This window comes from Parvibaculum lavamentivorans DS-1, assembly GCF_000017565.1.
Classification (GTDB): domain Bacteria; phylum Pseudomonadota; class Alphaproteobacteria; order Parvibaculales; family Parvibaculaceae; genus Parvibaculum; species Parvibaculum lavamentivorans.
In genome coordinates, this window is the sequence record NC_009719.1 from 2397566 (window position 1) to 2409882 (window position 12317).

Sequence of the window (12317 nt, forward strand, 5' to 3'; positions counted from 1 at the left end):
TGTCAAAGTCCTATTCTTTTCCTTCCCAAAAAGTTTTGAAGTCGGAATGGAAATATTTTTGTGTCATCTCATCAATGTCCACCAAGTCGTCGGAATTTGTATCCTTCCCCATGCCTGAATGAGCGCTTTCGACTAAGAACTTATAAGTGTTAGAGGCGGAAGCTAGGGAGACAAATTCATATCCGACGCGGGCAAACAAGATTCGAGAAATGCCCAAGAGCGTTTGGCTTTCTTTGTGGCTAAACTGAAAAATGGTAGGAGCTATGGCGTTAAAAGTAACGCGCCATCCGGGCATTTCTAGCATTTTTCCGAAATGGCCGACATCGACAGACACAACCAAAATCAGGTTGCCGATAACGAAATCGAAAAGATGTTGGGCCTCACGAATTGTCAAAGTGAATGGCATGTAAGGCGCCCAATCGAAGTCGTTCTTCGCCTCATTGAGAATAAACACTATCGTTTTGTCGGCTTGTTCTAGCGACCAAATTTTAGAGAAGTCCGGCGTTCCTCCGTATACTGCAAGATATGTCAGTCCCGCCTCCGGTTGCGCTGCGCAATATCCGTTCCGTTTGGCCTCTCTTATGAAACTGTTGAGCTGATCTAGGTGCGTGACTTCGTCTGGAGGAGCGGCGCGTCTTGTTTTTCCTGGCTGGCCGCGAAAATTCAGAGCTTCGTCTGTCTCTAAGAAGAGATGAATCTGTGCAATTGCTTCAGATTGCCGCTTGGTTCGCTGATTGTGAGCACGCCCCGACTTCACTTCCAGCAAGTAGGGATCGTTCGTTCCAAGTAAGCATATGTCACCATGTCTCAATGTATTAGTGATGTCGCACAAAACAGCTGGCAAGCCGTGTTCAAAGGCGAGTTCCAGAATCTCGAGTTCTTTTTTCAGGCCAGCCTTGCCGTGGATCATTCCAGCTGTGAGTTTAGGTTCATAATTTCTGGTATCAAAAAATGCGTGCTTCATTGAGAACTTGGAGATGTAGAGGTACGCAAGCCCATCGCCGAAGCTCTTCCAAATGAAAATACGATATCTGCAGGCTTCAATGCATTTATCAATTCTTTCAATTTTTTCTAGAAGCGACGCTGCGACACCTTTTGAATGTCGCCCCGTCTTTCGAGCCTTATTGGCTGCAAGACGCATAGTTTTGAATCGCGTCTGGAGCTTTTCAGTTTTTACAATTTCCCCGAGAATGAAGTAATTCAGTTCTTTGACTACGCTAACCTCTAAAGGTTCAGCTTCAATCGTCCTGAGAAGCTTGACCGCTTTGAAGAATGAGGATGCATATTGGCCAACATTTGGCGTGTTGTGTGACATCTGCGAGGCCGTATGTGACTTGGCTGAGGCATTGGTGATGAAATGCGAAACTAACGGATCATCACAAAAAAAGGCGGACCATGTAGTCCGCCTTTTCGTTTTGGGTATCGCGCGAAGTTTACACCGGTTCCCAGGTGAACACGGCGCCGGTTGCGCCGAGGTCGGTGTAGCCGCCTTCCATGGCGGGGAAGGCGTGGGAGAGGATGGTTTCCGGGGTCCAGCCGTCGATGCGGGCGACGGACTTGACGGGGCGGGGCTGCGAGAAGAGCACCAGCTCATTGCCGCGCACGGCGAAGATCTGGCCGTTGGCGGTGCAGCTCGGCGCGGCGAGGGCGACGGCGAAATTGCCGACCTGTTCGGCGCGCATCGCATTCTTCATGCGCTCGACGCGCTTTGCCGACGTTTCGTCCTTCACCGGAATGGTGGCGATCATGCGCGTCCAGGCGAAGGGCGCGATGATGTTGGAGCGGACGTTCTTTGCCGCGCCTTCCATCGCGATGATGCGCGAGAGGCCGGCAATGCCCATCTTCGCGGCGGCGTAGTTCGCCTGGCCGATATTGCCGATGAGGCCGGAGGTCGAGGTGAAGAGGACGAAATTGCCTTCTTCCTTTTCGCGGAAATGATTGATCGCCGCGCGGGTGATGTTGTAGCTGCCCTTCAGATGGACTTCGAGAACGGCGTCCCAGTCCTCGTCCGGCATCTTGTGGAACATGCCGTCGCGGAGAATGCCGGCCGGGCTGATGATGGAGTGAAGGCCGCCGAAGGTGTCGAGCGCCTGGGCGATCATGTTTTCCGCGCCGGACTTCATCGAGACGCTGTCGGAATTGGCGACGGCTTCGCCGCCCGCCTTCTTGATTTCATCGACGGTCTTCTGCGCGGCGCTCGCATCGCCCGCATCGCCGCCCTTCACGCTGCCGCCGAGATCGTTCACGACGACTTTCGCGCCCTGCGCCGCCGCGATCAGCGCGCATTCCCTGCCGATGCCGCCGGCCGCGCCGGTGACGAGTACGACCTTGCCTTCCAGAAGTCCCATGACGTTCTCCCTGTCTCTCGGGTTTTCCCTGTTGGCGGGGAAGCTAGCCGATGGATGGCCGCCCGTTCCAGCCTTTTTAGCCCCGCCCGCTGCCCGGTGGCCGCGCAAAGCCGCTTTACGCACGGATTTTCCCATGCTATCCGCCTTGTCCTTCGAGGGAGCGCGGGCCGCAGGGGCCTGCCGGGAACCGGGATCGGCAAGATGGCGCGGTGCGTCTCGCAGCGACGACGACAGATGGACGAGGGCCTTGCGGCTCTCGGCTTTGCGCCTGCCCGCACGATCCGTCCCTTGTCCGCCTGAAACGCGGAAGCGGCGGCAGCGACGGGTGAGCATCCTCCCTATCGTCGCCGCCATTGAGAAATCCCATGTTTGAGATTGAAGCCGAACGGCCCGAACACGGACCGGCCATCGAAGCCCTGCTCGACCTTTCATTCGGCCCCGGCCGCTATGCCAAGGCGGCGCAGCGACTGCGCGAGGGCAATCATCCGGTGCCGGAGCTTTGCTATGTCGCCTTTTCGGAAGAGGATGGCGAGCGCCACATGGTGGGTGCGTTGAGTTTCTGGCCGGTCGTGATCGGCGGCGTGCCGGGGCTGATGCTCGGGCCGCTTGCCGTCGAGCCGAGGCTGCGCGGCAAGGGCTGCGGCATCAAGCTGATGGAGAAGGGGCTGGCCGATGCGAAGAAGCTCGGCTACCGGCTCGTCATCCTTGTCGGCGATGCGCCTTATTATGCACGGGTGGGCTTCGGCCCTGTGCCGCCCGGACGGCTCACCATGCCGGGGCCAGTCGACCCGTCGCGGCTGCTTTACCGCGAGCTCGACATCGGCGCCTTCGGGCGGGCGAGGGGCGCGATTGTGAAGCCTCTTGATGCGGCTTCCCCCCACCCGGAACGCTGACGCGTTCCGACCTCCCCGCGAGGGGGAGGTGTTCAGTTCTTCTGCATCGTGCTGACGAGGACAGGCACGTTGTGGCGGAACATGGCGATGTAGGTGGCGGCGGGGCCGCCTTCGGGGGAGAGCGCGTCCGAATAGAGTTCGCCGCCCATTTCTGCGCCGGTTTCGCGGGCGATGGTTTCCATCATGCGCGGGTCCGACATGTTCTCGATGAAGAGCGCCTTGATGTTTTCGGCGCGGATCTGGTCGATCAGCCGCGCCAGCGCCTGCGCGCTCGGCTCCGCTTCATTGCCGACGCCGAGAGGCGCGAGAAATTCGACGCCATAGGCATCGCCGAAATAGCCGAAGGCGTCATGCGTGGCGATGACCTTGCGCTTTTCCGCCGGCACCTTGGCGATTTCCGATTTCACCCAGCGGTCGAGTTCCTTCAGCTCGGCGATGTACCGCTCGGCATTCGCCTTGTAGAAGAGCGCGTTGTCGGGATCGGCTTCCGCGAAGCCATCCGCGATGTTCTGCGCGTAGATCATGCCGTTTGCGAGGTTCTGCCAGGCATGGGGATCGAAGTCGCGGGCCGTTTTCGGGTAGCCGTCTTCGTCGTGATTCTTTTTGTCATGGTCGTGGTCGTGGTCGTGGTCATGGTCATCATCATGGCCGTGACTATGCGCGTTTTCGCCGAGGCGGCGTGGGCCGACGCCGAAGCTTGCCGTGACATATTTCGCCTTGCTGCGCGCGGCGGCGGCGAGGCGGACCATCCAGGGCTCGAAGCCGAGGCCGTTCAGCACCAGCACATCGGCATCCGCCAGCGCGCTTGCATCGGCGGGGCCCGGCTCGAAGGAATGGGCATCGCCATCGGGGCCGACAAGCACCGCCACATCCGTCCGGTCGCCGCCGATCTCGCGCGCGATGTCGCCGAGAATGCTGAAGCTCGCCACCACTTTCAGCGGTTCGGCCGTGGCGGGCGCGGCGAAAAACAGGAGCGATGCGGCAAGGGCGGCGCAGATGGTTTTCAGGGACGTCATGGGGAAGCTCCCTCAGTCGTGGAAATGAGCCCTCGGGAAATAGCGGGTGCGCAGGCTGTCACGCGTACCAAGAACGATCGAACCGACATAAAAGATGCCTGCCGTGAGAATAATCGAGGGGCCGGAGGGCAGGCTCAGATTGTAGGAGACGAGAAGGCCGATCAGGCCGGAGAGGAAGGCGAGCACAATGGAGAGGGCGCAGAGCGACCAGACGGCGCCCGCCCAGAAGCGCGCGGCGGCGGCAGGCAGCATCATGAGGCCGAGCGCCATCAAGGTGCCGAGCGCCTGAAAACCGGCGACGAGGTTCACCACCACCAGGATCAGGAAGATCAGGTGATAGAAAGTGCCGCCGCCCGTGGTGGCGCGGAGGAAGGCCGGATCGAAACATTCGATCACCAGCGGGCGATAGATCAAGGCGAGCGTCACCAGCGTCAGGCTGGCGATGGAGGCGATCAGCAGCAGCGCATCGTCCGTGACCGAGAGGATGGTGCCGAAAAGCACATGCAGCAGGTCGACGCTGGAGCCGCGCATGGAGACGATGAGCACGCCGAGCGCGAGGCTGATGAGATAGAAGCCGGCGAGACTCGCATCCTCGCGCAGCGCCGTGGTGCGGCTGATGAGGCCCGCCAGCAGCACGACGGCGAGGCCGGCGACAAGGCCGCCCATGCTCATGGACCAGATGGAAAGGCCCGCCACGAGAAAGCCGATGGCGGCGCCGGGCAATATGGCGTGGCTCATGGCATCGCCCATCAGGCTCATGCGGCGCAGGACGAGGAAGGTGCCGATGGGGCCGCCGCCCAGCGCCAGCGCCAGGCAGGCGATCAGCGCGCGGCGCATGAAGCCATATTCGACGAAGGGCTCGATGAGCGTGGCGTAGATCATGCCGCGTCGCTCCAGCCGTCGGAGATGTAACGGGCGCGGCGGAGATTTTCCGGCGTCAGCACGGTTTCCGTCGGCCCCCAGGCGATGGCCTCGCGGGCGAGCAGCAATGTCTCGGAGAAAGCGCCGCGCACACGTTCGAGGTCGTGCAGGACGGCGATCACGGTGCGGCCTTCGCCATGCCAGCGGGCGACGAGTTCCATCAGGTCGGCGCTGGTGCGTTCATCGACGGCGGCGAAGGGCTCGTCGAGCAGCACGATGCCGGCATCCTGCAGCATCAGCCGCGCGAAAAGGGCGCGCTGCAATTGCCCGGCGGAGAGGCTGCCGACATGGCGGCGTTCAAAGCCGGCAAGGCCGACCGCGGCGAGCGCGGCGCGGGCGCGCGCGACATGGGCATTGGTGATGGCGCGGAAGAGGCCGGCCTCGCGCCAGAGGCCGAGCGAGACGGCGTCGATGACGCTGATCGGGAAGCTGCGGTCGATTTCCGCGAGCTGCGGCAGATAGGCGATGGCGCCGCGTATGGCCGCGCCCGCGCCGATGCGGCCTTCGCTTGGCGGGACAAGGCCCGCTATCGCCTTCAGCAGCGTGCTCTTGCCTGCACCGTTCGGGCCGACAATGGCGGTGAGGCTGCCGGGCGCGAAGCTGCCGGAGAGATGGTGGACGGCCGGCACGCGCTCATAGGCGACCGTGAGGTCCTCGATCGAGATGGCAGGCACGGGGAGCGCGAAGGGGCTCATCAGGCGAGCGCCCAGAAGACCGCAAGCCAGAGAAGGGCGATGGCGGCGAGCGCGATGCCGAGACGCGCGGCGATGCCCGCGCCGAAGGCTGTCGCGCGCGGAGACGTTTCAGGACGGGGGGTGGGTGCCGGATGGCTCATGATGCCGCTGATTGTAATATTATAACATCGGCAAACTAGGCGGGATCGGCGGGCAAGGCAAGTAGCGCTAGCGCGGTCCGGCGATGATCATGACGGTGCCGACAAGGCAGACCATCGCGCCGGAAATATCCCAGTGATCGGGCTGCTTTCCTTCGGCGACCCAGAGCCAGAGAAGCGACGCCGCGATATAGACACCGCCATAGGCAGCATAGACGCGCCCGGCGCCCTCGCTCTCGATAAGGGTGAGCAGCCATGCGAAGAGGGCGAGGGCCGCCATGCCCGGCACGAGCCACCAGACGGATTTGTCGAGCTTGAGCCAAGCCCAGAAGGCGAAGCAGCCGGCGATCTCCGCGAGTGCGGTTGCGGCGTAGATGGCGAATGTTTTCACTTTGACCCCTCTGCAGCCCTGTGCCGAAACACTAGCGACCTTCGCGCCACCAGGCGAGGGCGAGCGCGCCGAGAATGAGGAGGAGGGCGAGGGGGCCCGTCAGCAGCGGCACCTGATGCACGGCGTGGACGAGATATTGCTCGTTGCGGCGGAGGCCCATCCAGTTCGCGCCCGCCGCATCCTGGCCCGCCCGTACGGAGCGGATGCCGGGCGTATCCTCCGCATTCTCGCCCGCCCACCAGATGCCGCCGCCACTTGCATCGGCAATCGGCTGCAATGCTTTGGCGGTGGCGCGGACATCGGCGAATTCGCGCGGGTTGAGCGGACCGGAGGCGGCGACGGCGGTGAGCTCGCCCTGGCTTATGCGGTAGAGGCCGAGCTCCTTCGTCTCGATGGAAGCCTCGAAGCGGCCGGGGGCCGTTTGCTCCAGCGCCAGTTCGCGCGTGGCGCCGGAGGGCGCGGCGATGGTGGCGGGGGGCGTCTCGTTCGCCATGGTGCGGCGGCGCACCGTCAACATGCCGCTCTGCACGGAGGCCGAGAGGTTTTCCTCCTCGAGATCGGGTTCCTTCATCAGCCAGTGGGCGAGGCGGCGGAGAAGTTCCGCCTGCGGGCCGCCGCCCTCATAGCCGCGCGACCAGAGCCAGATCTGGTCGGAGAGAAGTTGCGCCACGCGGCCTTCGCCGGCATGGGAGAGAACCATCAGCGGCTTTCCGTCCGGCGTGTCCATCACGACATCGCCCTGATCCGCCGTCACGTCGATGGTGCGGAACCAGCGGCCCCAGGCGGGCGGCGAGGTTTCGCTGCCGGGGAGGTCCGCCGTGACGGGATGGCGTTTGCCGGTCTCGGTGATTTCGGGCTTGTAGCTGCCGGTGGCGATTTCTCCCGTCGGCTGGGCGGGCAGGATCGCGGCAAGCGGCGTGCGGTAGATCGAGTAGGGCGAGGCGAAGGCGGGGCCCGTCGCCGCGAGGAAGGCGCCGCCATTTTCCACATAGTCGACGATATTCAGGAAATAGGCGAGCGGCAGCACGCCGCGCCGCTTGTAGCGGTCGAAGATGATGAGGTCGAACTGGTCGAGCTTTTCGTCGAAGAGTTCGCGCGTCGGAAAGGCGATCAGCGACAGTTCGCCGATGGGCGTGCCGTCCTGCTTTTCAGGCGGGCGCAAAATCGTGAAGTGGACGAGGTCGACGGAGGGGTCTGACTTCAGCAGGTTGCGCCATGTCCGTTCGCCCGGATGCGGCTCGCCGGAGACGAGCAGCACGCGCAACCGGTCGCGGATGCCGTTTGCGACGACAACGGCGCGGTTGTTGAGCATGGTGAGTTCGTCCGGGCCTTCTTCCACGTCGATCTCGATGACGTTCGGGCCGCCATGCGTCAGCGCGAGCGTCAGGCTTGCCGGTTCGCCGAGTGCGATATTGGCGCTTGCCGTTTCGACGCCGTCCACCTTTACGATGACGGCGGCGGTTTCGCCGGTCGGCTGGTCTCCGGCGGAGGTTTCATCGACGCGGAAGGAAAGCTCCACCGGCTCGCCGACAATGCCGAAGCGCGGCGCCTCGACGATGCGGAGGCGGCGGTCCTTCTCGTCCTTGCGGCCGATCACGACGCCATGGACCGGCGCGTCGAAGCCGAGCGCGGCGGCGTTTGCCGGCACGTCATGCGCCTGGCCATCGGTAATGAAGATGGCGCCCGCGATCCTTTCGCGCGGCACATCGGCAAAGGCTTCTTCCAGCGCCGCGAAAAGCGCCGTGCCGTTTTCATCGTCGGGATTGTTCTGCGCCGTCACGATGCGCGTTTCGATGCCGTCCTCGTTTGCGAGGCGTTCCTCGATGCGCGCCAGCGCCTCGGAGGTTTCCGCCGGGCGCGCGCCGATATTCTGGCTCTGGCTGCGATCGACCACGATGGCTGCGACATCGGGCACGGCCTCGCGCGTTTCATTGCGGATGGTGGGGTTGAAGAGCGCGGCGACGAGAATGGCAAGCGCCAATGTGCGCCATGGCGCGCCCCGCGCGCGGCGATAGGCGGAATAGAGCAGGGCCACGACGCCCGGCACGGCAAGCGCGAGAATGAGAAAGACCGGTATGACGGGTTCGAAAACGATGTTCCAGGCCATGTCCCGCGTTCCTATTGACCGAGGCGCTCAAGAAGCGCGGGAACGTGGACCTGATCGGCCTTGTAGTTGCCGGTCAGCGCGTAGATCACGAGATTGACGCCGAAGCGATCCGCCATTTCGCGCTGGCGCTCTCCGCCGGGCGATACGGGATAGAGCGGGCGTCCGCGCGCATCGCGCGCCCATGCGGCGGCGTAATCGTTCGAGCCGACGACGATGGTGGACACGCCGTCATTGGCGGGGTTCCCCGCATCGGCAAGCGATGCCTCCACCCAAACTTGTCCGCCCTGCCAGCGGCCGGGAAAGCTGTGCATCAGATAGAAGGATTTCGTCAGCACGTGATCGGCCGGGACGGGCTCGATGGGCGGCAGGTCGAGGCGGCCAAGCAGGCGGCGCAATGTTTCCGTGCCGGGCGCGGCGGCGCCTATGGCGCTGCCCTGGTCGCGCGTGTCGAAGAGGATGGTGCCGCCGTTCTTCATATAGGCGTTGATCTTGCCCAGCACTTCCGGCGAAAGGGTCTGCTGTCCCTCGGACATCGGCCAATAGAGCACGGGGAAGAAAGCGAGTTCGTCGCGCGTCACGTCGACGCCCATCGGTTCTCCCGGTTCAAAGGCGGTGCGCGCGCGCAGCACCTGGCTCAACCCGGCAAGGCCCGCCGCACTGGTTTCGTCGATTTCCCGGTCGCCGGTGATGACATAGGCAAGGCGCGTTTCGAGCGAGGCCTGAAGCGCGAAGCGGTCTGCGTTTCTGTCCTGCGCGCGCGCGTCGAAGGCGGACAGCACGAACAAGGCCGCCAGAATGACGGGTGCGATGCGGGTGCCGAAACGCACGCGCCGGATTTTCTCGGTCTCGAACAATCCCGTGACCCAGAGGGCCGCCACCGTATCGAGGATGACGAGGAGAAGCGCGATAGCGAAGGCGAAAGCGGCAAGACGCAGTTCCGCATTTCCCGCGAAATTGCGCCGTTCGGCGATGCCGGACATTTCGGGCATTGCCTTCAGTTCGAGAGAGGGCGTTGCGAGGTTGAGCGCCTGCGGGTTCGCTGCCGTGCCGTAGAGGCCGGGGGGGTGGCGCGGGCTTCGTTCGGCGCTGCCGAACTGCTCGGCGGAAATCGCGGTCGCGGTCGCCGGCGGTGTGCCGAGACGTCCGAAGCCGTCCAGCGTCGCCACCGGATAAAGGAGCTCACGTTCGCGCGCCGCCGCACCCGATTCCCCGGCCGCGCCTTCACCGGCGGCGGGCGTTCCCTGCGAGAGGGCGACGGAACGGCGGAGCATTTCGACGAAGAGGCCGGAGATCGGCAAGTTCGACCAGTCGCGGTTCGCCGTTACGTGGAAGAGAATGACGGTGCCGTTTCCGCGCCTGGCGGCTGTGACGAGGGGCGTGCCGTCGCTCAGCCTTGCCCAGGTCGCGGCGGCGAGGTCGGGTGCTGGTTCCGCCAGCACCTGCCGCGACACGGTGACATCCGAGGGCACCTCGAGACCGAAGAAAGGACTGCCCTCCTCGAAGGCGGCTAGGTTCTGCGGCGTGCTCCATGACAGGGCGCCGCCCAGCGCCCGCCCGCCGCTGCGAAGCGGCACGGGCACGAGATCGTCGCTCCCTTCGGCGAGACGGGGGCCCGCGAAGCGGATCAGCAGGCCTCCCGCTTCCACCCATTCGCGCACGCGCGCGATATCGTCTTCGCCGAGATTGCCGATATCGGCAAGCACGAGAACGGAAAGCGGCGACGCGAGCAGTTCTTCAATCGTCTCGCTTGTGTTGCGCCCGGAGCCCGTCTCGCGCAGCTCGACGTAAGGTGCGAGCGCGCGGCGCAGATAATAGACGTCCGAGAGGAGCGGTTGGGCCTCTTCCGCGCCCGCGCCGGATACGATGCCGAGACTGCGGCGGCGCCAGCGTTCATCCGCAAGCACGACGGCGCCCGCCGAGGCTTCCCCGCTAATTTCCAGCCGGGCCACGCGGTTGCGCAGTTCAAGCGGCAATTCGAATATCGCGGCGGCGCGCGTATCCCCTCCGGCGAACTGGAAGGGTGCCTCGCTTACAACGCCGCCTTCACTGCCTATCGCGCGGACGCTGCCTTCCCTCGCGCCCCCTGCCAAGGCGCGAACGACCGTGGCGGTGAGCGCGCCGCCACCATCTTCCGGCGGCAGCAGCGCGAGGGCGCGCGCCATCGGCTTCGGTTCGACGAGCGTCAGCCCGCCGGCACCTGCGAGCGCCGAGAGCCGCTCGCCGAACTGGGCGGCGGCACCATAGTCCAGCCCGTCGCTAATCCAGACCGTCTGGACGTTGCGGCTGGCCAGGGTCGTGCCGCCTTCGAGTTTTTCGATGAGAGCGATGCGGTCCGGTTCAATCGGGTTGGGCAGCATGGCGCGGGCGCGGGCGGCGGCATCGTCGGCGGCTTCGAAATTCAGTTCCGGCGCATTCGCCTCCGGCGCGGTGCCGACAACGAGGACCGGGCGGTCGGCGCGGCGTGCTTCGGCGATGAGCCCGTCCATCGCGGTGCGGCGTTCGCTCCAATGCGCGGCTGCAGCCCAGCCATTGTCGGTGACGATGAGCAGCGGCCCCGAACCGGCAATGCGCGGCGCCGGGTTCCACAAGGGCTCCGCCAGCGCGAAGACGATCAGTGCCGCGATCAGCAATCGCAGCAGCAGCAACCAGAAGGGCGTATGCGCCGGGGTTTCCTCTTCGCGCGCAAGGCCGACGAGGAGCCGGATGGCGGGAAAGCGCACGCGCTTGGGCAGCGGCGGGCTGATCCGCAGCAGCCACCAGATCGCCGGGAGCGCGGCGAGGCCGAGCAGCATCCACGGGCTGGCGAAGGCGAGGGGCCCGAGTTGCAGCATGATCTAGACGCCCGCCCGCGGCGGCTTGCGCGCGGCGATGGCGCCGGAGAGCGCGCCATAAAGCGCGAGCAGCGCCGTTTGCGGCACGCGGTCGGTGCGGTGCGTCGCAAAGGTGAAGTTGATGCGCCGCGCCGTCTCGATGATGCGGTTGCGGTGAATTTCAAGCCGCTGGTGATAGGCCTCGCGAAGGTTCTGTGCGCGGCCGATCATCAGGCGGATGTCTTCCTCGACGCCTTCGAATTCGGTGCGGCCGCTGAAGGGCAGGTCTTCCTCCGCCGGGTCCAGCACCTGGATCATATGGCCTCGAATGCCTTCGGCGGCGTAGCTCTTGATGCGGGCGACGATTTCCTCGGGCGGCGAAAGAAAGTCGCTGATGAGCACGACCTGCGCATAGCGCGGCAGATGCTCGGGCGGCGGCAGGCTTTCGCGCGCGCCGCTTTCCGCACTTGCCGCCGCTTCATCCAGGGGCTGCGCGTCGAGCAGCGCATGTGCCATGCGGCGAAGGGCGACGCGGCCCGGCACCGGCGCGAAGCCGGCGCCAAGCGGCGCCACGCTTTCGCCGCCCTGAATGAGCAAGGAGGAGAGCGCGAGCGCGAGCACGGTGGCGCGGTCTTTCTTGGTGCAGGGCGCGAATTCGGAGGCGTAGTCCATCGAGGCGGAACCGTCCCGCCAGATCCAGATGCTTTCGGCGGCCTCGCGCTCCGTTTCGCGGACGAAGAGATGCGCCGAGCGTGCCGAATGGCGCCAGTCGACGGAGGAGGCGGTGTCGCCTTCGCGGAAGCGGCGGAACTGCCAGAAGGTTTCGCCCATGCCGATGCGGCGGCGGCCATGCACGCCCTGTGCGACCGTCGAGGCGACGTGTTCGGCCTCGGTCACGAGCGGTGGCATTGCCTCCGAAAGCGCTTCCGCCTGCTCGCGCAGACCGATCGCGCCGGAAGGGGCCGCGTTTGATCGGATTAGGCTCATTTCTGTCTCTTG

General features: G+C 64.5%; 11 protein-coding genes. 1 reads left to right on the top strand and 10 read right to left on the bottom strand.

Annotated elements, in window-relative coordinates; all coding sequences use genetic code 11:
- Positions 1–10: 10 nt before the first annotated feature.
- Together PLAV_RS11275 and PLAV_RS11280 are read right to left on the bottom strand one after the other, a co-directional pair.
- Positions 11–1315: a hypothetical protein gene (locus tag PLAV_RS11275; RefSeq protein ID WP_012111143.1), complete on the bottom strand. Its 1305-nt coding sequence runs from the start codon at positions 1313–1315 to the stop codon at positions 11–13.
- 118 nt (positions 1316–1433) lie between these two features.
- Positions 1434–2348 (bottom strand): SDR family NAD(P)-dependent oxidoreductase, encoded by a 915-nt coding sequence (locus PLAV_RS11280; RefSeq protein ID WP_012111144.1) that lies wholly within the window; start codon positions 2346–2348, stop codon positions 1434–1436.
- A gap of 365 nt (positions 2349–2713) precedes the next feature.
- Between PLAV_RS11280 and PLAV_RS11285 the strand changes: the two genes are divergently transcribed.
- Complete coding sequence (locus tag PLAV_RS11285; RefSeq protein ID WP_012111145.1) at positions 2714–3241, top strand: GNAT family N-acetyltransferase; 528 nt, start codon at positions 2714–2716, stop codon at positions 3239–3241.
- A gap of 32 nt (positions 3242–3273) precedes the next feature.
- On the opposite strand, the gene PLAV_RS11290 is transcribed toward PLAV_RS11285, so the two are convergent.
- The 8 genes from PLAV_RS11290 to PLAV_RS11320 form a co-directional block, all read right to left on the bottom strand.
- Complete coding sequence (locus PLAV_RS11290) at positions 3274–4257, bottom strand: metal ABC transporter substrate-binding protein (protein WP_012111146.1); 984 nt, start codon at positions 4255–4257, stop codon at positions 3274–3276.
- Between the two features lie 12 nt (positions 4258–4269).
- Positions 4270–5139: a metal ABC transporter permease gene (locus tag PLAV_RS11295; RefSeq protein WP_012111147.1), complete on the bottom strand. Its 870-nt coding sequence runs from the start codon at positions 5137–5139 to the stop codon at positions 4270–4272.
- Positions 5136–5873, bottom strand: coding sequence for a metal ABC transporter ATP-binding protein (locus PLAV_RS11300; protein WP_012111148.1), 738 nt, complete (start codon positions 5871–5873; stop codon positions 5136–5138). The genes PLAV_RS11295 and PLAV_RS11300 overlap by 4 nt, the downstream gene beginning before the upstream one ends.
- Positions 5873–6013, bottom strand: a complete 141-nt coding sequence (locus tag PLAV_RS19665; protein ID WP_168713197.1) for a hypothetical protein — start codon at positions 6011–6013, stop codon at positions 5873–5875. Before PLAV_RS19665 ends, PLAV_RS11300 begins: the two co-directional genes overlap by 1 nt.
- A gap of 67 nt (positions 6014–6080) precedes the next feature.
- Positions 6081–6401 (bottom strand): YnfA family protein, encoded by a 321-nt coding sequence (locus PLAV_RS11305; RefSeq protein WP_012111149.1) that lies wholly within the window; start codon positions 6399–6401, stop codon positions 6081–6083.
- A 31-nt stretch (positions 6402–6432) separates the two neighbouring features.
- A complete protein-coding gene (locus PLAV_RS11310) occupies positions 6433–8508 on the bottom strand; it encodes a membrane protein (protein ID WP_012111150.1) in 2076 nt (691 codons plus the stop codon).
- A gap of 11 nt (positions 8509–8519) precedes the next feature.
- Positions 8520–11339: a DUF4159 domain-containing protein gene (locus tag PLAV_RS11315; protein WP_012111151.1), complete on the bottom strand. Its 2820-nt coding sequence runs from the start codon at positions 11337–11339 to the stop codon at positions 8520–8522.
- Between the two features lie 3 nt (positions 11340–11342).
- Complete coding sequence (locus PLAV_RS11320; protein ID WP_012111152.1) at positions 11343–12305, bottom strand: DUF58 domain-containing protein; 963 nt, start codon at positions 12303–12305, stop codon at positions 11343–11345.
- Between the last annotated feature and the right edge of the window lie 12 nt (positions 12306–12317).